Origin of the sequence: Arcicella sp. BE140 (assembly GCF_031456255.1) — a bacterium.
Classification (GTDB): domain Bacteria; phylum Bacteroidota; class Bacteroidia; order Cytophagales; family Spirosomataceae; genus Arcicella; species Arcicella aquatica.
The window spans coordinates 103,683-130,564 of sequence record NZ_JAVDUE010000006.1; the positions used below are offsets into that span (position 1 = coordinate 103,683).

The 26,882-nt window shown below is 35.8% G+C and carries 14 protein-coding genes; 7 read left to right on the forward strand and 7 right to left on the reverse strand.

Annotation, left to right across the window (positions count from 1 at the left end):
- Positions 1–30 precede the first annotated feature (30 nt).
- Both J2Y60_RS11080 and J2Y60_RS11085 read left to right on the forward strand, forming a co-directional pair.
- The gene (locus J2Y60_RS11080; protein ID WP_409014223.1) at positions 31–210 is read left to right on the forward strand and encodes a putative quinol monooxygenase; all 180 of its coding nucleotides are present in this window, start codon (positions 31–33) and stop codon (positions 208–210) included.
- A gap of 75 nt (positions 211–285) precedes the next feature.
- Positions 286–1,110, forward strand: coding sequence for a type 1 glutamine amidotransferase domain-containing protein (locus J2Y60_RS11085; protein ID WP_309917831.1), 825 nt, complete (start codon positions 286–288; stop codon positions 1,108–1,110).
- Between the two features lie 282 nt (positions 1,111–1,392).
- Here the strand turns inward: J2Y60_RS11085 and J2Y60_RS11090 are convergent, their stop codons facing one another.
- Both J2Y60_RS11090 and J2Y60_RS11095 read right to left on the reverse strand, forming a co-directional pair.
- Positions 1,393–2,280: a hypothetical protein gene (locus J2Y60_RS11090; RefSeq protein ID WP_309917828.1), complete on the reverse strand. Its 888-nt coding sequence runs from the start codon at positions 2,278–2,280 to the stop codon at positions 1,393–1,395.
- A 7-nt stretch (positions 2,281–2,287) separates the two neighbouring features.
- Positions 2,288–3,247, reverse strand: a complete 960-nt coding sequence (locus J2Y60_RS11095; protein WP_309917825.1) for a ParA family protein — start codon at positions 3,245–3,247, stop codon at positions 2,288–2,290.
- A gap of 934 nt (positions 3,248–4,181) precedes the next feature.
- On the opposite strand from J2Y60_RS11095, the gene J2Y60_RS11100 reads away from it, so the two are divergent.
- From J2Y60_RS11100 to J2Y60_RS11120, 5 genes are all read left to right on the forward strand, one after another.
- The gene (locus J2Y60_RS11100) at positions 4,182–5,549 is read left to right on the forward strand and encodes a replication initiation protein (RefSeq protein WP_309917821.1); all 1,368 of its coding nucleotides are present in this window, start codon (positions 4,182–4,184) and stop codon (positions 5,547–5,549) included.
- Between the two features lie 207 nt (positions 5,550–5,756).
- Positions 5,757–6,356, forward strand: a complete 600-nt coding sequence (locus J2Y60_RS11105) for a sigma-70 family RNA polymerase sigma factor (protein ID WP_309917818.1) — start codon at positions 5,757–5,759, stop codon at positions 6,354–6,356.
- A gap of 99 nt (positions 6,357–6,455) precedes the next feature.
- On the forward strand, positions 6,456–7,454 hold the full coding sequence (locus J2Y60_RS11110) for a FecR domain-containing protein (RefSeq protein ID WP_309917815.1): 999 nt from the start codon (positions 6,456–6,458) through the stop codon (positions 7,452–7,454).
- 155 nt (positions 7,455–7,609) lie between these two features.
- Positions 7,610–10,957, forward strand: a complete 3,348-nt coding sequence (locus J2Y60_RS11115) for a TonB-dependent receptor (protein ID WP_309917812.1) — start codon at positions 7,610–7,612, stop codon at positions 10,955–10,957.
- Between the two features lie 12 nt (positions 10,958–10,969).
- Positions 10,970–12,769, forward strand: a complete 1,800-nt coding sequence (locus J2Y60_RS11120; protein ID WP_309917809.1) for a RagB/SusD family nutrient uptake outer membrane protein — start codon at positions 10,970–10,972, stop codon at positions 12,767–12,769.
- A 58-nt stretch (positions 12,770–12,827) separates the two neighbouring features.
- Here the strand turns inward: J2Y60_RS11120 and J2Y60_RS11125 are convergent, their stop codons facing one another.
- From J2Y60_RS11125 to J2Y60_RS11145, 5 genes are all read right to left on the reverse strand, one after another.
- Positions 12,828–14,252, reverse strand: coding sequence for a glycosyl hydrolase family 28 protein (locus tag J2Y60_RS11125; RefSeq protein ID WP_309917806.1), 1,425 nt, complete (start codon positions 14,250–14,252; stop codon positions 12,828–12,830).
- Between the two features lie 141 nt (positions 14,253–14,393).
- The gene (locus J2Y60_RS11130) at positions 14,394–21,458 is read right to left on the reverse strand and encodes a cellulose binding domain-containing protein (protein ID WP_309917803.1); all 7,065 of its coding nucleotides are present in this window, start codon (positions 21,456–21,458) and stop codon (positions 14,394–14,396) included.
- 12 nt (positions 21,459–21,470) lie between these two features.
- Entirely contained in the window at positions 21,471–21,662 is a 192-nt protein-coding gene (locus tag J2Y60_RS11135) for a hypothetical protein (RefSeq protein ID WP_309917801.1), read from the reverse strand.
- 16 nt (positions 21,663–21,678) lie between these two features.
- Positions 21,679–23,511: a RagB/SusD family nutrient uptake outer membrane protein gene (locus J2Y60_RS11140; protein ID WP_309917798.1), complete on the reverse strand. Its 1,833-nt coding sequence runs from the start codon at positions 23,509–23,511 to the stop codon at positions 21,679–21,681.
- Between the two features lie 21 nt (positions 23,512–23,532).
- Positions 23,533–26,778, reverse strand: a complete 3,246-nt coding sequence (locus J2Y60_RS11145) for a TonB-dependent receptor (protein WP_309917795.1) — start codon at positions 26,776–26,778, stop codon at positions 23,533–23,535.
- Positions 26,779–26,882: the final 104 nt, after the last annotated feature.

Below are 26,882 nucleotides of genomic sequence, written 5' to 3' on the forward strand. Positions count from 1 at the left end.
TGCCCAAAAAGTAGATTAGAGTCTGGCAATCTGTTTTATAAAGTCCATCAAAGTCAAACAGATACAAACACATTGCAATTCTCGGAAGCGTATAAAGATGAGAGTGCATTGAATGATCATAGAAATTCAGCACATTTTCAAAGTATAGTTGTCAACAAAATTGTCCCGCTATTAGCTAATAGAGAAGTTTATTCGACCCATCAAATATAGTAAAAATAGCACAAATTATCTGAGCATTACTCTTCGGAAAGTATCAAAGAAAGTAGTACTAATACTGTTAAAACAATGAAAACTATATATCAACTCATTGTTGCAAGTACGTTCTGTTTGCTTGCAACATTAAATACTAATGCTCAAACTAAACAAAGCACAAAGGAAATGAAAACAAATCACTCAAATGAGTTAGAAATTATCAATAGATTATCTACTCAGCCTGCTGTTGTTAATATGCCAGTTAGTCAATTATTGAATGCTCCGGGTAATGAAGCGTTGAAAGACTTCTTCTTCACACCCGTAAAAAATAAGACTGTTTTAAAAGGGAAAAAAATAGCTGTAATTGTAGCCGACGGATTTGAAGAAATTGAATTGACAGGTCCAGTATGGTATTTCAAAGAGCTAGGTGCTGAAGTGGAAATCGTTGCTCCAAAATTCAACCCAGCTCCAGAAAGATTCGGACTTTCTTATCCTGAAATGTCAAAAACTCATGTAATGGCTATTCAATATATTCAACCAGTAGGGTGGATAAAATTTGATAGAACGGCAGATCAGATAAAAGTAGCAGATTATGATGCTGTATTCATTCCAGGAGGTGCATGGAATCCTGATAACTTACGCAATGACAAAGACGTAATTAAGTTTATTCAGGAGTTCAATAAATCAGGGAAACTCATAGCAGCTATCTGCCATGCTCCTGTTGTACTGGCTTCGGCAGATATTTTGAAAGGAAGAAAACTAACAGGCTATTGGAATATTCAGGTTGATTTAAAAAATGCTGGTGGCAATGTACTAGAAGCTCCAGTAGTAACAGACGGAAACATTATTACTAGCAGACACCCTATTGACGTAGCCGATTTTTCGAGAGCCGTAGAAAACTGGTTAACCCAAAAATAAGCTCAGATTCTACTAATACTTTCATTCAAACATTTAAAAGATAAAGTTATTAAAATAGATATTTTTTAACCAGCACAATTTGGTTCTTTGCACTGTAACAATCGTATTTTAATGGCTTAATACATACAGTATCCCAAATAAAAACAGTGCTTTGTATGATTATTGTAAATGTTAAAATGATTACTTAGTTAAATGAATCCAATTTAATGCCAAACGACAGATGTAAAGCTAAACATGGTTTTCTCCAAGTGGACATTATGTCCACTTGGAGAAAATTTCTAATTAAGCCTCAGAAAGTATCTTTCCTAGTTCCTCTACTTTTACTTTTAAAGATTGATAATCATCTAAACTATTGGTTTCATATACTTTCTCAAGCATATTCTGAATTGTTAGAATAGTATCTCTATTTATTTTTCTTTCCGTTACAAGAGTTGTTTCCGCACTATCTTTCTTAGACAATACCTTTTCTAAATCTTCAATAGATTCTATCGAATTATCTACGGCCACTTTCGTTAGTTGTTGTACCGATTTCTTTGAAACTTTTTGTTTCCCGGCAAGCACCTCTTTCTTAAAAGCGGGACTAAGTTTTTCTAATCCAATCGCGAATTCACCGTCACGGCGAATAGTTTTTTCATCTACATTAAATTGCTTTGCTATTTTTTGAGATGTTTTTTCATCACCTGCGTCTTTGCTAAAATTTTCAGCTTTGCTCGTAATTTTTTCATTATTGTACCTCAGCCCACGATAATATGCCATTTGAATTTGGCTCAGGTTCCTCCTACCCATCTGAAGGTCAAGCATGTAATTTTTGACATCCTGTAAGCTATGAAAAAACATCAGCATAACATTAAAAGAAATGTTATGTTTGGTGCAAATTTTATAACGGTTATGTCCATCTACTAATACAAACCGTTCAGTATCTGTAATAGCTTCTGGATTTATTACTTTTTCGGTAGTCTGCCAGATGATTAAAGAATCTTTACATCCATTGGCAAGAATATTGCTCTCTAAACCTTGTAATTCTTCCTCTTGCAAAGGCTCAATAAGATTCTTGAGCTCATCTAAGATAACTATTTTTTGTTTTATTGTTTCATTAGAAATCAAACCAGAAGTTACTGTCTGCGTAACATTAGATTTCATCTGTGTTTTAAAATCAATCTTTTTTGCCATTCCCTGATTACTTTTTATTGTTCAAGTTATTAAGAAGCTCTACTGCCAATTGATCATAAGACTTAGCAGCGGCTGAGTTCTTATCAAAGTCAAAAATTAGTGATTTAAGCGCTTGTGCTTTCTTGATTTCTATTCCTTTCTTAATTTCTGTTTCAAAAATATTTACGCTGCTATACGTTTCACGAACAGCTTCTTTCAAGCCAATATGCACAGTATTCTTTTCAACAATCGTAAACAAGATGCCTTCTATTCTCAGTCCTGGATTAGATAAAATTTGTGTTTCAAGAATTACACCAAACAAAGAATTTAACCCGTTCACAGCATTCATTTCAGGCTGCATGGCTACAATACATGAATTAGACGCATTTAGGGCATTTAACGTCAAAACAGATAGGGAAGGGGGGCAATCTATTAAAATAAAGTCATACACATCTAAAAATGGTACTAAAGCTCGTTGTAAACGTTGTTGATTAGCAGGAGCTGAAAGCAGAGATAACTCAGCCTTTTGCAATTCTAAATCAGATGGTGCAATATGCAGATTTTCTGTAATTTGCTTGATATGCAACGTTTCATTAAAATTAATCAACGAATTGAACACCTGTCCCTCGTCAGTAGTTACATTAAAAATTTGGCTCAAATTTCCCTGAGAATCTAAATCTACTAAAAGTACTTTTAGCCCTCTGTTCGATAATGCCTCTCCTAGATAAGCCGTTGTGGTTGTTTTACCAACGCCACCCTTGTTATTAGCAATCGCAATTGTAGTAGCTTTTAAATTGAACGTCTCGCTATAACCATACTTCATCAAAATCGGTAATAGTTTCAAGCGTTGTTTATCTGATAGTTCTCTTTTGAGATTAATAATTTGCGTCAGCGACCTTGTAGGCATGCCCGCTTCTTTCTCAATGCCTGTGATTGTTAAGGCCGGATTCCTATTCAAGAATCTTATCAATAATTCGGTTGTCAGCATTTTTTATAGTATAAAATAAGTTGTGCAAATATAAGTCCTGTATTTAATATTACTAAGTAAAATACATTTTTTATATTAAGGAGGTTATATATTACAGCCTAATTTTAAACTATTAGTAGTATCTCTTGATGATATTTGGATACTACTAATAGTAGTCAAATATCAATTTCAGTTTTATTTTTTAATAAAAAACATAAACAATAACAATGTTGTTTTATTTTAATTTATTATTTTAAATACTTTCTGCCGTTGTAACTATTTGAAAATTAGTGTATTATGAGCCTATCTATCACAAATAATTCGGTATCTATCACAAATAATTCGGAAAAAGGCACTTATCTATCGCAAATAATTCGGAGAAGTATCACAAATAATTCGGAGAAGTATCGCATAAAATTCGGAGCAAATATTGACGTAGTAACGTTTGTGTATAAATGTCAATAGTTTTATCTATCACAAATAATTCGGAAATGTGTTTAAGCTAATTTTCAATGTTTTTTTGTACAATCTTTTCCTTAATATTTCACATTTAATGATTATTTAACCGATGTTAAATGTACCAATTATACCAATCATCTTTTTATGTCTTATTACCTTTGATATGCCTATTATTTAGCTATTCTTTGTATCCAACTATCACAAATAATTCGGAGTAATTAATGTGTTTTTTGAAAAGTCATTCTATAATAGAAGTTATAGAGAACCATGACTTATCAACTATCACAACGGATACGGAAAATAAATGTAATAACATCTATCTTATTAAAATGTTACTTTCAAAAATACAAAAGGCTTTATTTATCTATCACAAATAATTCGGAGTAATTAATTACCTTTAAAAATTCAATATATCACATCCATTTTTTAATGTGATATATTTATTGTTTTTTAATAAGTATTCACATATTTTTACGAGCATTTACCTTTTTAATGAATGGCAACCAAAAAGAAAAAAGCTCCATTAACCACCGATTCGGATATTAAGCTAATTCGAAAAGCTAACGAATTGGTAGAAGCCCGATATAAATTTGATATTTGGGAAACAAGGGTTTTTGCTTATATGCTAACACTTATTAAACATAATGATACAGACTTTAATGAATATACTATCAACACTGGAGATATCGTGCGAGAGTTTAATTTGCATGACTCAGGGTTAGTATACGATAGTATAAAAAAAGCTGCTGAAAAATTGCTTGATAAAAAAGTTGAAATACTTCGCACTACAGCCGAAGGAAAGCGAGAGTATTTTAAAACACACTTAGTGGCATCAACGGCTAACCCAGAAGAAGGCGCTAAGGAAAATTATATCAAGCTTAGTTTTCATCCTGCGCTCAAACAATTTTTATTAGAACTAAAAGCCAGATACTTAGTATATGATATCAGAAATATTCTGAGTCTAACCAGTATTTATTCTGTTAGGCTATTTGAATTACTAAAACAATACCAAAAGATAGGCAAAAGAAAGTTCATGCTGGATGAACTAAAGGAATTGCTGTCGATAGAATCACACGAATACCAACTCTATGGTCATTTTAAAGGCTTAATCAAACGAGCAGAAAAAGACTTGGCTAAGTACACAGATATATATTTTCAGTTTGAAGAAGAAATTCAGAAAAGGAAAGTAGTAGCTGTTACTTTCTATATTTTCGAGAATACAAAAAACCAACGATTGAAAGTAGAATCTGTTGCTTCTGCAAAAACTACGGAAAAAGGCATAGAAATAATTGCTGTTGATAATGTGGTTGAAACATTATTTCAGAAAGTAGAAAAATATGTTACCATACAGCAAGTAAAGAAGTGGGTAGGAGAGGTGCCAGCAGAGCAAGTAGAAAGAGCTATTACCTATACCCTCCATACGTTAGCATCAGGGAAAAGCATAGAAAATATTGGTGGATTCCTCAATACAATGGTTTATACGCCTAATCTTTTTGATAAATACGAAGTAAAGAAAGAAAAAGTAAAAAAAGTAGTTAAGCGTAATACTGAAAAAAATAGCGAAATATCGATGTTAAAAGAAAACATCAATATGTTACAACAGGAATATGAAAAAGCGCTTGCTGGGCTGGATAAACGCTATTTATTAGAAAATCCTGTTCTTTACCAACAAATAATTGATAAAATTCAAGCGAATAGTTTTTATGATCATAAGCAATCGTTAGAAAATAATTTAGAACGAGATAGCATCAAAGGGTTGCGAACAGCAATATTATTTGAAATGTTTCCTGAATATCAGTCATTAATGAATCAATTCAACAAAGAAATGACTCGGCTTCATAATAGATTACACAGCTTACAGTAGTTATAATAAGAATTTCTAACTAAAAACGACAATAAGCATTAATAACGGCATGAACTAATATTGTCAATTTAGATAAATTCCTCCTTCATTTTATAGTAAGTCTTAAAAGCTTTTTTAACATCATCATTACTTTTCTTTGTAAACCCTAGATTCTTGTTTTATCTTGCGTATTATACGAATGATGTTTTTTCTTGAAATTATTAAAACTTGTATTCAGAATTACCAAATACTGAAACCGATTGGTGGCTACGCCTTCTTGATGGAGATCAAGAAGCACTAGGATATTTTTACCAAAAATATGCTGATACCCTCTTGAAATATGGACTTTCGATAGTGTATAATAGGGATTTAGTGCGTGATGCTGTTCAAGAGCTTTTTGTCCAAATATGGAATCGTAGGAAAAACTTGACTACCCCAAATTCTGTAAAATATTATCTAATAGCTTCACTGAGAAGGATTATTCTAAAAAGTGTTATTGACGATAGAAAACAATTAGATACGAATTCTGATGACGATTATTTCGTAAATAATTATAGCCAAATAACAGAATTAGATGTTCCTGACATTGATAATATTTTACAAGGTGCTATTAGGACGCTCCCACCACGACAACAAGAATTGGTATTTCTAAGATTCTTTGAAAATATGAGCTACGAAGCTATTTCAGAAGTGACAGGGCTAGACTATCAGATTCTTCGCAATACTTTATACAGAGCCATCAAAAGTTTAAGACATAATCTTTCTGATAAAATAGACCTGTTATTGCCTTTGATGCTATTGTTATTTGCTTGTTTATTAAGGAATTAATGCTTTTTCTTAATAAAAAAATACTGGAAAGGTTACAAAAGCCATAATTTATATCTTTAACTATATAATCCTTAATCATTAATAGCTTCCCATTTGAAAATGAACTATTTAGAATTTGACATAGAAGATTTTATAATGGATGATTTTTTCCAAAAATGGGTAAAAGCACCAGATGAGGATAGTGATAAGTTTTGGACGCAATGGATTTTAGCACATCCAGAAAAGAAAAAAGAGATAGATAATGCCATGCACTTTATTAAAAAAGTTGATTTTAATGAAAAATGGACACCGTCAGAACGCGCTAAAATGTGGTCGTATATTGAATCGAACCTTGAAAAAGACCAAAGTAATTATAAAAAAGTAAGACTAAAAAGTAACTGGAGTTGGTTGGCAGTTGCCTGCTCATTGATAATTATTTGTTCGGTCGCATTGTATTTTTATCGCTTCAGAACACAAGAAACGAGTACCACTTTTAGAGAAACAAAGAAGGTTTTACTCAACGACGGCTCTGTTGTGACACTGAATGCAAACTCATCCATTATTTATAAAAATGGGTGGTATGCAAATTCAAATCGTGAAGTATGGATAAAGGGCGATGCTATTTTTGAAGTAAGTAAGCAAGAAGTTAATGGTGAAAAAATCCCCTTCGTAGTGCATGCCGACAATCTGAATGTTGAAGTACTTGGTACTATTTTTAGCGTGTCAAATCGGAGGGATAAAAAAGATATTGCTTTACAGCATGGTTCAGTAAAAGTTACAGATGAAAATAATATAGCCAACACTGTAATATTACGCCCTGGTGAAGGTGTTAGTCAATCTCAAGAGCAAATTACGCTCATCAAACAAGAAATAGATACCCGTTATTACACCTCTTGGAAAGATAAAATAACACTTTTTAAACAAAAATCTTTGGCAGAGATTGCGGTAATGATGAAGGAATGGTATGATATAAACATAATAATAGATAACCCAACCTTGAAAAACGAAACATTTACAGGTTCATTCCCGACGGATTCAGTGGATGTTTTCTTTGTGAAATTACAAAAACTATATCCGATACAAGTCACTAAAAAGGGAGATAATATACATTTAAAATAATATAGATTTTGTAACGACGCTCATTAGTAACAGAGAAACTAGCATTATTTTTGGCTAATAAATTAATGTATCGAAAATTACTTAGAAATATCTTTTTACTGCTTTTAATGTGTTTTTCTTTATGTAGCCAATCTACTGCACAAAGAAAAAAAGGGTTGTCTAATTCACCCTTAAAAATTTCATTAGTCGAAGCCATCGAAATTTTAGGTAAACATCATCATGTAATTTTTGAGTACAATGACAAATTATTAGCCGATAAAACCGTCGAATTGTCGGCACTTAATAAATATTCTACCCTTGAAAAAACGCTCGACTTCCTTATTAAACCCTTCTCGTTTAAATTTGAAAAATTTAACGAACAATCTTATCTTATTTATGACCCCACTATTAACATAAAAAAAAAAATAGGCGTTGAGATAAAAAAAACAACGAATAGACCTGCTGAAGGCGTAATCATCAAAGGAAAAGTAAAGAGTGAAGATGGAAATGAAACCCTTCAAGGAGTAAGCATCCTTATCAAAGGGTTTTCTAAAGGGACTTCAACCGATAAAGAAGGTAATTTTACATTAACTGTTCCTAAAGAGAACGCCGTATTAATCATTTCTAGCATTGGCTATTTGAAGGAAGAAGTTGCTATCAATGACAAACGCTTGATAGAAGTAGCCCTCAAAATTGATAATAGTCCTCTGTCAGAAGTAGTAGTAGTAGGCTATGGTATTCAAAAAAAACAAAATCTTACAGGGTCGATTGCTACCATTGGTGCAGAGACATTTAAGGATAGGGCGATTAGTAATGCGGCTTTGGCCCTTCAGGGTTCTACCTCTGGCTTAGTGATTACACGGAGTTCTTCAAGACCTGGCAATGAAGGGTTAAAAATCAGAATTCGGGGAGAATCATCCATTACTGATGTTGATCCACTGATAGTGATTGATGGTATTCCTACATTAGGTACTTGGGAGCTGAGTCAATTGAATACTGACGATATCGCTTCAATTAGTGTGTTGAAAGATGCCTCGGCTGCTATTTATGGTGCAAGGTCTGCTGGAGGGGTAATTTTGATTACGACCAAAAGAGGAAAGGATGGGAAAATGAAATTAACCTACCATTCCAATATCAGGGCTTCTACTTTAGGAAGAACAACGCCTGTATCTAATATGTCACAATATGCCCAGTTATTATTAGAAGCCTCTGAGCAAGATGGCTTGGGCTATTATTGGATTTATGACAGAGAAAGGCTGGAAAAAATGAAACGTGGAGAAACATTTCTATGGAATAACCCCTTAACAGGCTATGAGCAAGTATATCAAGATAATAACTGGATGAAAGCGTTGTATGGTATGGCAGTATCTCAGCAACACAACCTTAGTTTAAGCAGTAGTACAGATAAATCAAATTACAGAATTTCATTAGCTTATGCTAACAATAAAGGGCTATTGAAGCCTGCTTATGATGGAGAAAAAAAATATAATATGCGAGTCAATTATGACTATGCGCTCTCAGAAAAAGTAAAAATTGAAACGGGTATTTCTTATGATAAGAGAGAAGTTTCTTTCCCGATTGCTGGTATTGGAGATGGATGGTATGACCCACCCATCTTTCCTGTTTATAATAGTAAAGGAAATTGGTATGATGATTTTGGTTTTCGGAACCCTATAGCCAAAACAGCAGAAAGTGGGAGAGTAACGACGACTGACGATATTATAAGGCTTAATTTAAAGCTTTCTGCCAAATTATGGAAGAATGTTACCTTTAGTAGTCAACTATCTAATGTCAACCTCAGAGGATGGCGAAAACAGTATTATCAAACCTACAAATTATACAATTGGATAGGGGACAGGGTTACAAATATCCAAAACCCAGATCCAACCATTCAAGAAGATGTTTATAATACTACGTATCAAAATTATGGAGGTTTTCTGGATTATAAAAAGACTTTTGCTAAGCACAGTTTTTCTGCAATGGTGGGTATCACTACTGAACTCAACGACAACAAAAGTTTAATGGGTAAAAGAATGCGCCTTCTCTATCCAGGATTGTATGATTTAAATACCGCTGACCCTGTTAATGCTACCAATGCAGGAGGAGCAAGCCACTGGGGTTTGTTTTCTTATGTCAGTCGCTTAAATTATGATTATGAAGGGAAATATATACTTGAATTGACAGGTAGGAGGGATGGCTCTTCACGTTTTGCAAAGGGCTTTAAGTGGTCTACTTTCGGAAGCGTTTCGGTAGGATGGCTGATTTCCAAAGAGAAATTTATGGAAGAAATACCTTTTATTAATGAATTGAAAATCAGGGGTGGTTATGGCGAGACAGGCGGACAGTCGGGTATAGGACTTTACGATTATTTGTCAACGATTAATACAGGCACTACCATTTTCGGAGAACCTTACACGATTCAACAAACGGCTTCTTTGACAGGAATGACTAGTACTACCCGCACTTGGGAACGTATTAGTGTGAAAAATATAGGGTTTGATTTTGGCATTATCAATAATAAACTAAGTGGTTCATTTGATTATTTTTTGAAACGAAATAGTGGAATGCTGGTGGATGTCGCGTATCCAGAGCTATTGGGTGCAACTGCTCCCAAAACTAATAATGGCATATTAGCGATAAAAGGATGGGAATTTCAGGTAAACTGGAAAGATAAAATAGGAGAAGACTTTGCCTATAATCTCTCTTTTAACATAAGCGATAATCGAAATAAATTGATTGCCATGGAAGGCAAGAACGCTTGGAATACGGGTTTGGTATCCCAAATACAGGGCTATCCTCTTAACGCAATTTTTGTGTATAAAACAGATGGGTACTTTCAAACGCAAGAAGAAGTAGATGCTTATTATGCGAAATATACAGCCATTAATGATGGAGAACTACCTACCGTAGGCACCCAGAAACTACGCCCTGGCGATTTGAGAAAACTTGATTTAGATGGGAATGGATACATTAGTGCGATAGGAAATGCTAATCAAAACGGAAGCACAGGTGACCTACAGTACATCGGAGATAATGCCCCACATTTTACGTATGGTTTTAATATGGGCTTTACGTGGAAAGGGTTTGATTTAACTACTTTTCTGCAAGGAGTTGGCAGTCAAAATATGTTAAGATGGGGTTATCTTAATGCTCCTTTTAGGGTGATGTATGTGAATCAAAATCCTAATTTTTTAGGAAATACTTGGACGCCCGATAATACTAATGCCGCTTTTCCAAGGCTCTCTCTAGTATCTCAAAGAAATAACTGGAATTATAATAATACCGATATTATGGTTCAGAAGCTCCGTTATCTAAGACTAAAAACATTTGTGTTGGGGTATTCACTTCCTAATAATTTAGTTAAAAAAATAGGTCTTGATAAATGTCGTTTGTATGTATCGGGTAATGATTTATGGGAATGGACTACCATCAAAGATGGCTTTGACCCAGAGTTTGGCGAAAACACTAATCAGACGTACCCCTTTGCCAGAACTTGGTCGATGGGTCTTGAATTACATTTTTAAAGGGTATTGTCAATGAAACAACGATATACATTTTTTAAAGTTATCATACTATTCATAGGACTGTTGAGTTGTGAAGAAGAAGTGCTTGATTTACAGCCCATTGATCAAACAACAGAATTTGTCTATTTCAATACACCCGAACAGTTCAAAGCCGCAGCAAATGATTTCTACACCAAAATGATTTCATGGAGAAAAATAGACGATAGTTCCATTTATGATTGGATGGATGTAGGGTCTGACTTAACAACCAAAACTACTGTATATGGACAAGGCGGGGGCATCACAAATGCCATAGATATTTACTGGAGAAACCCTTATAAATATATTAGGAATAATAATATACTCCTAAAAAAAGCCCAAGAGTACCCAGATAATAAAGAGGGAATAAAACAATATGTCGCAGAGGCTTATTTTTTTAGAGCATGGCACTACTTCTTTTTATTAAAACGTTTTGGTGGAGTACCTATCATTACTACCGTTCTTGATGTTGATTCGCCAGAACTATATTCAAAAAGAGCAACCAGATATGAATTGACTAAGCAAATCATTAATGACTTAGACTTAGCAATTAAAGACTTGCCTATTGAACAAACCATTAGTACTGCCGAGAAAGGACATGTGAGTAAATGGGCAGCGATGGCTTTCAAAGCTAGAGTTTTACTTTATGAGGCAACATGGGAAAAATATGTAGGAGAAGCGACTGATTTTGAGAAAGGCCAAAAAAAAGAAAATAATACGCTGAAGTATTTAAACGAAGTTATTAGCCTAACCAAAATAGTAATCGAACAGGGCGGATATGAGCTGTGGAATAAACTGGGCGATGAAAGCTATTTTTATTTGTTTAATTTAGATGATGGTCTTTCTAATCCGCTCGGTTTTACGAAAGCTTCTAACAAAGAGTTTATCTTAAAAAGTAATTACGATTTTGTATTCTACAAGTCATTGAATAACCTTACCCATACCCTAAGCTCATTATTAGCTCCTAATAGAAAGATGATGGATATGTATCTGTGTAAGGATGGACTTCCCCCTTCTGAATCTTCGGTATTTAAAGGGTATCAAAAAATGAGTGACGAGTTTGAAAATAGAGATAATAGATTAACAAATTTTGTTTTTAGGCCTGGGAAAAAATATTGGGGCTATGGATTAAGCACTTGGGGAGGGGGAGCAATATATGGACAAGACTTCCCACCAACAATAGTGCCCTTTTATCCACAGCTTTATACAAACGTTAATAGCGGATACTTGAATAGAAAATTCTTATCTGAACATCGTTTCAGAGAAGATAATCAAGAGTCTTATGATTATCCGCAAATCAGATTGGCAGAAGTATATTTAATGTATGCCGAAGCACTGTATGAAAAAGACGGTTTTATTTCAGATGCTAATTTAGATATTTCTATTAATAAAATCAGAGATAGGGCAGGAGTAGCGCATCTCACCAATGAATTGATAAATACACATCCAAAACTAACGATGTTAGGAGAAATCAGAAGAGAGCGAACGTTGGAATTGTATGGAGAAAATACTCGTTTTGATGATTTAAAACGCTGGAATATTGCAGAACAAGAACTGAATCAAACAGTGATGGGGGTCAGGGTAATGGGGAATGAATATGAAACCTTTGTCAATAATGGTCAGCCTCTTTTTATTCCTTCGGCCTATATTACTTTTGGCACAGACCCACAAACAGGGGCAATTATCATGGACCCTGTCAGTAATCGAAAATTTACTAAGAAAAGCTATTTGTCACCTATTCCTTTAAATCAAATTATATTAAATCCTTCGTTGAAGCAAAACCCGGGTTGGTAAAATCAATAAATAGGTAGGTTCAGTGATGATAAACATATTGAACTTACCTATTTATTACCTACTTATTAGCGCTTTTTGTAAATTTTACATTAAGCACATGTTTATCAATTGCTATATTGCCTTCCTTAGCATTGGATATTATTTTTCCATTGATACTTACATTGTCAAAAATGATACCTTCTACTTTTCTAGTATCATCAAAGCCTTGTATTAGGCTAGTATTATCCAAAGTACCTTGGTAACTAATATTTTTAAAACGCACATGTTGGATTCCTCTGCCAGGCGCCCCACTGTATTTTTCATTAAAATAAACGCGCAGGTTGAATACTTGTCCTTCTTGAAATTTTTCAATGCGTATATCATCATATAATAAATTACGGACTAAATTATTGTCGCTTGCATTGATGGATAAACAACCCTGATAATTTCGGTCGTCCTCGTCATGCTCTAAAATATCAATGTTTTTAAAGGTAATATTTTCCAAGGTATCACCTACCCATCCTTTTTCGGTGTTGCCATGTAAACCAACATTGGTTGGATGTGCTATGTCTGCCCAAAGCGTAGAATTTTTGACCATCACATTTTTAGAATTGCCATAAAAATTCCAACGATGGGCATAAATGGCGATACAATCATCTGAAGTACGCAGAAATACGCCATCAACCACAACATCCGAACAACTCATCAAGTCAATACCATCACTCCAACCTTTACAGCTAAACGATTTGATATTTTTGATAGTAATTCCTTGACTTTCGCCACCATATACGGTGTAATGGTCTGGATTTCTGATAATTATTCCGTCCACTTCAATGTTTTTAGCGTGCATAATCTCTATGCCACGTTGTGGATTATCAATAATTCCTCTTCCAAATATTTTTACATTTTCTACTTTATTGCATACTAATTTACCTTTCAATACAGCCCCGCCATCAATATAAACAATGGTATTACTAGGAATAATAAAGGCTTTTTTAGTCGAATCGGTCGGTAAATGTGTTCCTTTACCAAAATACATTACGTTTTTATCGGTAGCATTTGGAATATTTTGAAGAATAGCATTGGCAAAAACATGTAGATTATGCAATCTATCGCCATTTACTTCAATGGAGAGATTACGAGGCTTATTCAGCGTAAAGAAAATCGTATTGTCCTTTACAGTAGATTTTATACCATACGATAATGGGCGAATCTTAACAGCATGAATATCTCCATTGTTTTTTGTAACGGCTACTTCTACAGCTTTAGAAAAATCAAAATTGACCATCGAGGCTTCCTGCACATTGTCCATATCAACCTTTACTTTATACTCATATAAATCTTGCCATTGTCCGCCAATACTTCGCACTCTTACTGTAAAGTCATCATTATGAGCAACATAATATAATTCCTTGGGAACAGAATAAGTGATTAATTCTTGTGAATAAAGATTGTGTTGGATAAATAGTAGTACCGATAAAAATAATATTCGTAGTATGTTCATGATTTTGCATTAATAATAACGATTAAAAAGGTTTTTTAACAAGCATCAATAATGTTTATAAATGAGTAATCAGGCTGAAAAATATCAGCCTGATTTTCAACAGGTCAAAGACCTTTTATTAATCTATTTATTGATTAGGTGCTATTTAATTACTTTAATAACAACAGCTTGAAATTCATTGACAACTTTCAAAAGATATACCCCACTGCTAAGATTGTTTACTGGAAATACAAATTGCTCTGTATCACTAGGTTGTTCTATTGAATGGCTCAATACTTGAAGTCCATTAATATTTGTCAAAGAAATGGTAAGCGGCAAACCTTTTGTTCCTTTGATTAATACTTCACCTCTATCACCTGCAATAGGATTCCCTAACATAATAGCCTCTAAACCAGATGACGATTCCTCTTTGTCTGCCGAAATTCTACCGTTAGCAATTACTGATGGTTCTGTACCATAAATCAATTGACCTTGGTAATACACTGTCACTTTATCATTCAGCGTCATTGTTGTGTTGATATTGAATGAATAGTCATCTGCTTGATTAAAATTCGACCAGTCCGTCTTGCCTATTCTATACTGAATATTACCAGTACTGCTTGATGGATAGAAAGTGCCTAAACTTGCTTTTACACCCAACTGCAAATAAGTATTCGCACCTGTTTGAACAGGGTTCAATGTTACAAATCCAGATTCAATATTAGCATTTCCTAAGGCCGCATAGTCTAAGTAATAATTCAGGTTAGCAGTGCCTTCCTTTGTAAACCAATACCTTACTTTTACATCTCCATAGGCTACGGGTACATTTCCTTCGTTGTTAATTTTCAGATAAGTACTAATCGTGTTCGTCGTAGCACTAGCTTTCGTTTCAGTATATACCTTTAAATTAACGCTAGATGGCACAGTAACAGGTTCAACACCCCAAACCAACACGCCATTGCGATACATCGTAATATGTTCGTTATAAGCATAAACGCTTGAATTAGTGTAAGAATAATCATCACCTTCAGCAAGATTGCTCCAATTACTATTTGCGAATCTTGATTGTATTTGTCCAGAGTTACCCCCAGCAACTAGGTTTCCAGCACTAGCTTCAAAACTATATTCTATGTATCCGAAAGCACCGTTTCTTGGGCTAGACAAAGCGACGTACTTCATTTTTACATTGCCATTCCCAAGTTGTGCATAATCAATCCAAGTATTTATACCAGCATAGTTTTCAGGAGTCACCCAGTAGCGAAGCGTCAGTTCATTGTAAGGAATAGTGCTAGTACCCTCATTGTAAACAATCAAGTTAGGTTTAATTTGATTATTCGTCAGATTATTATCCCCATCTTGGTATTTTACTTTCAGAGTCGCGATAACTGTTAAAGTCTGAGTAACATCGATAGCAGGGTTATAAATCTGATTACCATTTTGTGAAGCAGTAATCGTACTTGTTCCTGTACCTACTAAATGAATTTTACCGTTAACGATAGTGGCGACAGCAGGATTTGAACTTGTATAAGAAATGCCCAAATTAGAACTAGCCACCGCTCCACCTTCAAAATCAGCATCACCTAGAATCTTATTAGGAATGTTAGCGAAAGTGATGCTTTGGGATTTCTTTAAAACTATCAAACTCTGAGTCACAGGCGTTGCAGACAAATATGTTGCATTGCCAGCTTGTGAAGCCGTAATCGTAGTCGTGCCAGCACCGATAATATGGATTTTACCGCTTACAATTGTAGCTACTGTTGGATTTGAACTGGTATAAACAACCGTCAAATTTGAACTAGTAATAGCTCCAGTTTCAAAGTCTTCATCACCAACATATTTATTTGCTAAAGCATTGAAGGTAATACTTTGGCTTCTTTTCAACACTGTTAACGTCTGTGTCACAGGTGTTGCTGCGGTGTATGTTGCATTTCCAACTTGTGTGGCTGTGATATTTGTTGTTCCAGCGCCAACAATATGGATTTTGCCATTTACAATTGTTGCTACAGATAGATTGCTGCTTGTATAAGCTACAGGTAAACCCGAATTTACTGTTGCTCCACCATCAAAATCAACATCACCAACTGTTTTAGTTTGCAAAGGGTTAAAAGTAATAACTTGCAAACTAGCCACAGGAATTAGCAAAATAGGGAATGAGGTAGGAGGGGATGACGTCGTAGACGATGTCGACAGTATATTGGCCTCATTGATATACCAATATCCATAGCCAGCTTTTTGTGCTTTTTGAATGGCGTAAGTAGTACCATTAAAATACACACTCATCGTATTCCAAGTAGCATCATATACGTTTTTCCCAAACTGAGCGCCTTCATTGATATAGTTTAGATAGGTACTATTTGGTGCACTCTCATGCGTTATTTTGTATCGACCATTAGACTGCTTCGTAATATTCCAAATTTGGTTTGTCCTATCAGTATTCAATGCTTCAAAAACGGGAACATTTGTAGTGTTTTTAGTCCAGTAAGATTCAGTATTAGGAATCTTGATAAAATAATTACCATTCGCTAACAGATTTGTGCTATAATAAATCGTCTTTTTAAACTCATTTATAGCATTTGTTAAAATGAGTATTTCAGCATTTACTTGGTCGGCCGTTACCAAAGTGTTATAGCGAGCTAACGTAGTAGCAATGACATTACTAAAAGTCTGCTTGGCATCTACAGGATACTTTCCTACCTCTTGCGTTGTAGAGGTTTGAGCAGCATCTCTAATTGCTTTAGCTTCATCAAGTTTGGCATCAAGAGGATAATAAATATCCAATACTAATTCAAATGGAAAAGAATAAGGGACATTACTATAGGCATTTCCTTGTTGTGCTCGAACGGTATCTCTGTCGACATACCAGTATCCTCCATTCCCAGTTTTCTGAATGGCGTATCTAATACCATTGCGGTAGATGTTCATCGTATGTAGCGTGGAATCATAAACTTCCGTTCCGAATTGCGCATTCTCATCGATATGGTTATTATATCCACTAGGAGCATCGCCGAATGATGAAATCTTATATCTGCCGTTTGTTTCTTTGGTAACTCTCCAACGTTGCAAATTTTTATCAGAGTTTAGTGTTCCAAAAGTCAGGCTATTGCTTGATGTGTTTTTTGTCAGCAAAGAATCTGACCCAGCTATTTTGATATAATATACCCCAGTAATAGTACTATTGGTATAAGTAGCACGATTATCCAATAATTGAATATCATTCCCTGTCCCTCCTTTATAAGTAATACGGAAATTATAGCCACCAACATTTACCAAGGCCATTTCTGGTAAATCTTTGAAGGTTCCTATGATGGCACTAGTACCCGTATTATCCAAAATAGTGAATATTGAACCTAAAGGTATTGTTCCTGTAACAACATTGTTTATCACCAATTTAGCCTGATTTAGTTGTGCATTCCCGACAATAACTTTATCGGAAGAGACGGCTACGTTATTGATGTCAACCTTATACGTTGCATCACTGTTTAACGCAAGGAGTGCACTTGTTGTAAAAGTACCAATTGTTCCGTCTGTTCCTGGTACTAATAAAGCTCCAGTTCCATCATTCGTACCAATTGTTACAACGGCTGTACTTTTGCCAGTTCCACCGAATGAACCACTTTTAGCAATAATTTGACTACTGTATGTACCTGTTGTATTGCTGTTATTCAATAAAAACGTTCCGTTTAATATGGTGGTTGTTCCTCCAAAAGTACTATTTCCAGAGAAGGTCAAAGTACCAGTACCTACTTTTTCAACCGATAATGTTCCTGCCGCATTGGCTATTGTACCGCTAAAGTTAGTATTTGTATTCAAAGCGCCAATTCTGATAATAGGAGTTCCAGCAACATTACAACGAATACCACCTCTACCCGACAATGAGCCAAATTCAAGTGCTCCTGAACTATACATAATTCTGTGACAATCTACTCCGACGGCATCCAATAACCATGCAGCATTAGCGCTTCCAGATTCTGGCACCATAAATGCCATACGATGATTTCCACTGCGTAATTTAGTAATGAATGTTCCTGTAAAACTGCTGTTATTTCCGTAAAGGCTGATGGTTGCATAATTATCAGAACCATCATTGATGAATGTACCACTTCCCAAAAGTCGCCCGTACAAATTCAAATGTCCTTGACGTTCATAAAAGTATCCAGTGTTTCCAGCTGTTACTTCAATGTCGTTGTATAAAGTAGCAGGATTTACATTTGTACCTGTGTATAAAGCTCCCCCTTCTAAGATGATTTTGCCAGTACCCAAAGGTCCATTAATAGGAGAACCCGAAGTGCCAGTACCGATGCCTAGCACTTGAATACCGTCAGTAGAACCCCAAGCATACCCTTTAGTTCCACGAATGATAGTATTACCAGTATAAGTATTTGCACCTGACATCACAAGTGCCGAACTTCCTGTTTTTAGCAAGCTACCTGTACCGCTCACTACGCCACTAAGTTCAATACTATTATTTTTGGCGTTCACGTTTAATTGTCCGTCTACATTAATAGGCATTGTCAATACCTGACTCTGTGAAGAATTATTCACCAAATCACTCTTTAACGTGATGCCATTTCCAGCAATGGTATAATTCACAGCATCATTAGCAAAGAGTATTCTTGAAGCCACCAATCCTGTTAAATCATTGCTCAGAGTATTGGTTTCTGTATCTTTAAAAGTTAAAATCGCTGGATTTATTGGAACAACATTTTCTAACCAGTTAGCAGAAACGTTGAATGTATTACTCGTTGGCGTTTCGTTCCAAGTTAAGCTATTGGTACCTGGATTCCCGAATACTTCTGATGAAATACCACTTTCTAAATTAGTGCCTTTTGAAGTGATAACGTAGTAATACGCCGTGCCGTTCGTAACATTATTATCGGTATAGGTATTGGTAGCAACAGAAGCAATTTCTGTATAAGGCCCACCACTGATAGTCGCACGCTTTACTTTATACGTTGATGCTCCGTCAGCACTATCCCATGTTAAATTTACTTGCCCATTTTGGTTTGTCGCCACCACATTCGTTGGTACAGCAGGAGGAACTGAACCAAAAACTTCATTAGATACGGCACTTTCGTTTTCCCCAACCAAAGCCGTTACCACATAATAATTATTAACTTCATAAGCAGGTGAGGGGTCTGTAAATGAAGTTCCCGTAATATTTGCTTGAATAGTAGTATAAGGTCCGCCCGACGTTAAAGAACGTTTTACCGAATAACTCGTGGCATTATCGGTTGCCGTCCATGTAAGTTTGATAGAAGAGTTAGCAGAATTGACGGCCAAGCTATTAATGGCAATAGGTGCTTGATTGCTAATCACATCAATCACTAATGCAGCCTTTCCTGTTCCACTCGCATTAGTCGCTTCTAAAAGTACTACACTTTTACCAACAGTTGTTGGTGTTCCAATAATTGCACCAGTTGTTGCATTGATGCTTAGCCCCGTAGGTAAGCCTGTTGCCGCAAAAGTGGTAGGTGTTCCTACAGCAGTCACATTAAAATTAAAGGCTGTTCCCACCGTTGCTACTGCCGAAGTAGTACTATTAATTTCAGGAGACCCAACAGCAAAAGTATTGTTGACTGCTACATTAGTAAAAGTTGCTGTGTTTAAAGCAGAAGTATTTTTTGAGGCAGTATAGAAACCAATATAAGTATCCGTAGGCAGTGGAATGATAAACAAAGCAATGTTTGTCCATGTTACACCATCGTGTGAGTGATAGGCAAACACTCTGTTTCCAACACGCTCTAATTTGAGCCACCATGATGAACTAGTACTGTAATGAGTATAACCACTGTTGGCGGCAGTTGCTCCTACACCACTTACATTGATAGTTCCTGGGGGATTAAAGTTGATGGATACGTAATTAGAGGTAGTTGATAGTGATTCACGAATCATTAAGCCTGATACAGCGTTCGCTACAGAATTATTCTCAATTTTAGCAACGATGGCAACGTCTCCTTTCACAGGTTTGAAGGTGAAATTACTTGAATTTGCGGGTGCTGTTCCTGCTCCTTTCACTGTCCATGTTCCTGCATTGTGATTAACACTTCCTTTGATGCCAGTCACACCAATATCAGTATTACTAAAATAACTTGAAGGAACAGCACTTTCAGAAGGATAAACAATCGGTGTCATTGGAGTAGCTGTTGAATTATCCGATGACTTCAAGTATAAGAATGACCAAGCCCCTTCGCCGACTAGCGCTCTCATCTGGTCTGTATAAGGAGTAGGAATGCCTTTACGAAGGGAATAAGCACCTTGGATGATATTATTGAATGGGTGCTGTTTACGAGACCCTGTAGCAATTCCCCAGCCTGAAGTCCAATAAACAGAATAACCACCATAAGGCGTGAATGTTAGTCCAGTAGGGTCAATGGCATAATGATTATATAACTCGCCAATCGCTAACAAACGATTATTCATTTCTGCAAACATATCATTGCCTTGTTTAAAAGCCACTTCACCATCCCAAGCCAATGCCCAAGCCTGTCCAAACCAGTGGTCGTCTCTACCCGTATCGCCAACCTGACCAGAAGGAATACTGTTGCGTAAGCCAGCACCTGCTTCCATACGATACGATTCAATCGCTTGATTCCACTTTACTTCGTCATCCAAAAATGCTGCAATACCCAATGCAATTTGCAGTTGGATAGCCCCTTTATTACAATCCCTAAGCGGATTAGGAACCCACGAAGCTGGATAGAGTACATTCGCAAAATAATTATTTACGTGTGCCGTATTGTCGGCCGTCCAACCCGAATAAGTACTCTTTAAAATATCTGCTGCTGTGATAAAATACGGGGCATAATCGCCAATATCGAGCATATTTTCGCCACCACCCCACGTAGTATTGGTAACAGCCCAAGCGTCTAGTATCTGAGTGGCTTTGGCAGCATAAGCTGCATCCCCCGTAAAAACATACATAAACGTAAGGTTATGGATAGCCACCATGTCTATTTTCCATGCACTATTGTTTAAATCTGGAGACCTCGTAACATTTGCAAATGGCCCCCGCATAGCGAATGAAAGTTGAGAACGATAATCATTCTTCAAGGCATTATAACCTGTCAGCCAAGGCTCTTGGGTAATGTTGGCTTTCAGTTGATTCAAATCGTACTGGGTAAATGGAATACCGGGATGTACAAATGTCTTTTGGGCTTTAAGTTGATGCTGAGTCACAAAAATCAGTAACAACAATCCAAATATAAAATTTGAGTAATACTTTTTCATAGTACTGTTTTGTTAAAGGTTAATTTTAGTATTATCGTTTAATCCCATTAATCTTTCAGCCTTTATTTTTGGTAGTAATTGCTCATAACGAGGTAATACTACCTGAATCAAGGAAGTAGTAGCGTAAATGGAATAATAAGAATGGCTAGAAGTTGTTAGGTTTGAAATATAGGACGAATCAGCATCGTCCCATATTTCAAGCATTTAAAGAGTGAAACAATTACCACCCTGGATTTTGCTTTAAATTTGAATTCAAAAGCAATTGGTCAGTAGGAATCGGTAACAAATAATGTTTTTTCGTGAATTTTCTATTAGAAAGTGGATCAATGATTAATGCTCCAGAGGCATCTACGCCGAAAGTATAAACACTTGCCTTATAAATAGGAAGTTTAGTAACAGGACTGACGAAAGTTGTTATTTCTGTAGGCTTGCCATTATATGATACCACTCTGCCTAAAATAGGTTTATTCAATTCAGCTTCTGCTATTCCCCAACGTCTCAAATCATCAAAACGGAAATTTTCTGCATATAATTCTAAGGCTCTCTCTCTTCTGATTTCGCCTAGCATGTTCAAACTTGGATAAGGAGCAATCAAGGCATTGGTTAATGGTGCCACATAAGCTCTGGCTCTAATTTTATTGATGGAAATATTCAAATCCGCATCTGAGATTTTACCACCGCCTAACTCACATTTCGCTTCCGCATAAATCAAATACAATTCAGCCAAACGAATTTGAGGGTAATCATAAGATTCTTGATAATCCTGTCTGTTAGGATGTTCTGTGATAAACTTTCTGTTCCCATAACCTGCATCTGACGCACTAAGAGTCAAGTTTGGATAAAACGGAGTGATAACTGTTGGCCAATTATTCAGGGTAGTATAATTTGCCTTAGTATAATCAGCTCCTGTACTTGTGCCACGTCCCCAATATTTTTGCCCAGGCTTTGGTACAAAATTGTTCAGTCTTGCATCTCTATTTACAAATTCATCCGCTATGCCGTAATAACCTTTTGCTAGTGGGGATACTGTGTATGGTAATCCATCTTTACACAAATACATATCCATCATTTTGCGGTTAGGAGCAATTAATCCACCTAAAGTATGGGATAAGTTTGCATTTCCTTGTAGCAACGTATAGTCATAAGAGCTTTTTAGAATAAATTCTTTATTGCTAGCCTTGGTCAATCCTTTAGGATTTGATAATCCATCTTCCAGAATAAACAAGTAATAATAGCTTAAGCTATCTAAACCATTGAATAACTGATAAGTATTATCCGTCATTACCTGATATGCTAAGTCTGCCGCTTCAGTAAGGTAAGCCGTTGTTTTATCCGCTGGCTTTTGTCCCGTCACTAAATCGGTACTTTCGCCTACATATTTTTCCCAAGTAGCTTCGTGTAATAATACCCTAGCTTTAAGCGATTTAGCCGCTTGTTGACTAACTTGTCCTTTATCAATTACGGCAATATTAGCCTCAGTAGGAAGACCCGCAATGGCCATGTCTAAATCACTTAAAATCTGAGCTACTACTTCATACCGTGTATTTCTGGCACCATACAAAATATCATCATTCAAATCCAATACTTTTGTAACGATAGGAACGCCACCATATCTTTTCAATAAGAAAAAATATTGCCAAGCCCTAAAAAAATAAGCTGCTGAAATGTACTGCTTGATTTCAGCTTGATTGCCCTTATATTCCGCTCCTTTTTGGATTAGATAGCAATTAGAACGAATATAAGAATAAGAATTCTTCCAATAAATATCTGTTGTCGGAATAGCATTCGCACCTTGTCCTAATAGGGAAGTAGATGCCGACAAGTCTGAGCCAACATCCATGAAATCATAAATATTGCTACTATTGGTAGGGCGAAAGCCAATCATTTGATTATAAAAACCATTGGCAGCGGCCTTAAAATCAGTAGCTTTGGTGAAATAAATAGACTCTGTTGCTTGATCCAACGGGGCAAGATTTAAAAACTTATCTTCGCATGATGTCAGCATTAAACTAACTAAAGCGAATAGCTGAACTAAAAAATATCTTGATTTCATAATTTTGTAATTGCGTTGTTGTTAAAAAGAAATATCTAGACCTAATGACCACGTTCTAGCAAATGGATAACTGCTATCTGAACTTTCTCCTCTTTCTGGGTCAAAACCATCTTTTACTGATGTAATTTCAAACAAATCGTTTCCTGAGAAATAGACTCTTATTCTATCCGATTTTATTTTATTTGATACCTGTTTTGGTAAAGTATATCCTATCACCAAGGCTTTTAAACGAGCATACTGCAAATTTTGAATATTTACATCATTGGTTTGCCAGTTCCAGTTATTTCTTGTGGCATCAAATGATATTCTAGGAAATTCAGCATTTGGATTTTCTGGCGTCCAAGTTTTGCCAATGTAAGTGGTGTTTACGTTCAGGTAGTTTCTGAAAAATGGTGCTCTAGCATTTCCAGATCTAAGAATATTTTGCTGACCTACTCCTTGAATAAATGCAGAGAAATCAAGACCTCTCCACTGTAATCCTAAATTGAGCCCAAACGTATAGTGAGGGTTAGCATCACCATAATAATACACATCACCACTGCCCGGTTTACCATCACCAGTGGCACTTATTTTATTATTCCCATCTAAATCAACGATTTTTAAATCTCCAGGACGCAATCTAGTCGTTGCACCAGTCATGGCTGATAAGTTATCAAAACCACCGTATTTGGCATAATAGGCATTTACATCATCATTGTTTGTGAAATATCCTGCTGTTTTATAGACAAACAAAGCGTTAAGAGGATACCCTTGACGAAGTGCTATTTTGCCAGCTCCCCAAGTATCTTTTCCTTGCATCGATATCAGGTTTGTTTGATTATCACTTAATTGAAAACCAATGTTGTATTTAACTTCACCAGCACTTGCTTTCCAATTCATTGAGAATTCCCATCCTGATGTTTTCAACTCTCCACTATTAGATTTTGGCGCTGTCGCACCATATATCTGCGGATAAGTAATATCGATTAACATACCAATATTTCTTTTCTCAAATACATCAAAAGTTGCTGTTAATTTATTTTGTAATAAAGCAATATCAATCCCGATGTTTTTATTCACCATTCTTTCCCAAGTTCTTGTCAAACTAATAGAGCTGGCAGCACTGGCAGTACCTTGAAGCGAAGGCGTTTGTCCGAATAAAGCTGTTCCCGTTGTAGTTACTGCAGAGATATAATCATAGTTACCAATATTGGCTTGTCCACCAGTTTCTCCATAGCTTCCTCTGATTTTTAAAATACTAATCCCTTTGATTTTTTCCATAAACTTCTCTTGAGTAAGTACCCAACCCCCAGAAATTCCATAGAAATTAGCCCATCTGAAATCGGGGTGAAAACGTGACGAGCCATCTCTACGCCCCAATACTTCTAATAAATATTTTTGCTTATAGTTATAATTAGCACGGCTAATATAAGAAACCAAACCGACGTGGTTTGAACCCCCTGAATTACTTTGAACATTTAAGCCAGTAGTTGGGTCTGAGGAATAAGCGGTGTTCAAATCATACAATCCGGGAAATTGTAAGTTATCTCTTCCTGCTACAATGGTCTTATTTTCAGTTAACTCTGCCGTATTACCCACCATGATACCGAAATTATGGTCTTTCCCAAAAGTATGTTTATAATCTAAAAAAGCGCCATAATTTTGATACAAAGTAGTACCAATTGTTTCAGTAATACCAGGCTTGGGATATTGCGTTGACATTATTTTATCGCCTATCCAGTTATAAAATCTAAACGTTTGATTGTACTCTGTCTTCTCTGTATTTCTTTTTACAAGCGCAGCACTTCCTATTAAATTTAATCCTTTTACAATTTCTGCTGTTAAAGTAGTATTCAAGCGGGCAATGGCATCGTTATTGGAAACCGTTCCACCGCTTTTTGTAAAAGCGATTGGGTTTCTGTAACCATAAATATCATAATAATCTCCATTTTTATTATAGGTTGGGAAGATAGGAGCATCAAAAAAACCATTACCAATCCCATTTCTTGGACTTTCTACAATCCTGCTATCAAATGAAACACCTGTCTCTAATTTTATTTTGTCAGAAATAAAATAATCGTAATTGAATCTCAAATTGTATTTCTTTTCTCCATCATAGGCCGTTTTTAATAATGATTTGTTATTTGCATATCCCAAAGACAACATATAAGAAGTTTTATCTGAAGAACCACTCAAACTTAAATTATGCTGAGATGAATAAGCAGAACCATACAATTCGTTCAACCAGTTATTATTAGCATACCTCACAATCTCACCATTTGTTGGGTTGACATAGTCAACGACTTGATCGGTTTGCATTTTCAAAAGGTTTTCTTTCGTCCACTGTGGAAACCACTCAACTGGATTGCCATTCGCATCAACTTTATCTTGCGTAGATGCATTTAAGTACATAGTAGCCCATTGAGACATATCAGCCCAAGGCACAGCCATACCAATGGTATTGAGTTTATAATTAGTATTATAATTGATTTTCATCTTGCCACTTTTCCCTCTTTTGGTCTTCACTAAGATTACACCACCCGCTGACCTTGCACCATAGATAGCTGCTGAGGCATCTTTCAACGCTGTAACAGATTCAATATCATTAGGGTTGATTTGGTTAAATTCCCAAGTACCGATTACAGGCACACCATCAATAATGATTAAAGGGTCAACGCCAGTAACTGATGATTCACCTCTTAATCTAATACTTAATCCTTCGTTTCCTGGACGAGTAGACGTTCTAGAAATCACCAATCCCGGTACTTCTCCTTGCAAGGCCAAAGCGGCATTTTGTACAGGCCTATCTTTAAAAGCCTTATCATCTACCATCGAAACAGCCCCTGTTAAAGTTGCTTTCTTAGTAGTTCCGTAACCCACCACAACGACTTCATCTAATGCCTGAATGTCAGAAAGTAAGCTAACGTTAATAACTGTACGTTTATTAACGGCTACTTCTTGGCGAGCATAGCCAATAAAAGAAAACACTAGTACGTCATTGTCGTTTGGTACCACAATGCTGAAATTACCTTTTGCATCTGTGGTTCCTCCTTTAGCACTCCCTTTGATAGTGATACTTACCCCCGGCAAGCCTTCACCTTTTTCTGAATCCACTACTCGTCCCGTAACAGTATGGTCTGCAAATAATGCAACAACTTTAGCAACATCAGACTTTTTGCTAGCGTCTAAGGCATATACATTGTTGGTTATTAAAAGAATAACAGCCAGAGGAATTTGATAAAAACCCGCTCTAATAGCCGTTAAAAATGGTTTGTTAATTTGTAACATGTTCTTCATACTTTTTTGTTTAATTTTTTGGCAAAAAGCTTCCCTGCATCCTTTTTTAGGATGTTTTTCAATACTGATAAGAGGGAATAATAAATTATTCAGCG

What these genes read in the sequence shown, in the direction of transcription:
- J2Y60_RS11085 (WP_309917831.1), top strand. Translation starts at nt 286, where the DNA reads ATGAAAACTATATATCAACTCATTGTTGCAAGTACGTTCTGTTTGCTT.
- J2Y60_RS11090 (WP_309917828.1), bottom strand. Translation starts at nt 2,280, where the DNA reads ATGGCAAAAAAGATTGATTTTAAAACACAGATGAAATCTAATGTTACG.
- J2Y60_RS11095 (WP_309917825.1), bottom strand. Translation starts at nt 3,247, where the DNA reads ATGCTGACAACCGAATTATTGATAAGATTCTTGAATAGGAATCCGGCC.
- J2Y60_RS11100 (WP_309917821.1), top strand. Translation starts at nt 4,182, where the DNA reads ATGGCAACCAAAAAGAAAAAAGCTCCATTAACCACCGATTCGGATATT.
- J2Y60_RS11110 (WP_309917815.1), top strand. Translation starts at nt 6,456, where the DNA reads ATGAACTATTTAGAATTTGACATAGAAGATTTTATAATGGATGATTTT.
- J2Y60_RS11120 (WP_309917809.1), top strand. Translation starts at nt 10,970, where the DNA reads ATGAAACAACGATATACATTTTTTAAAGTTATCATACTATTCATAGGA.
- J2Y60_RS11125 (WP_309917806.1), bottom strand. Translation starts at nt 14,252, where the DNA reads ATGAACATACTACGAATATTATTTTTATCGGTACTACTATTTATCCAA.
- J2Y60_RS11130 (WP_309917803.1), bottom strand. Translation starts at nt 21,458, where the DNA reads ATGAAAAAGTATTACTCAAATTTTATATTTGGATTGTTGTTACTGATT.
- J2Y60_RS11135 (WP_309917801.1), bottom strand. Translation starts at nt 21,662, where the DNA reads ATGCTTGAAATATGGGACGATGCTGATTCGTCCTATATTTCAAACCTA.
- J2Y60_RS11140 (WP_309917798.1), bottom strand. Translation starts at nt 23,511, where the DNA reads ATGAAATCAAGATATTTTTTAGTTCAGCTATTCGCTTTAGTTAGTTTA.
- J2Y60_RS11145 (WP_309917795.1), bottom strand. Translation starts at nt 26,778, where the DNA reads ATGTTACAAATTAACAAACCATTTTTAACGGCTATTAGAGCGGGTTTT.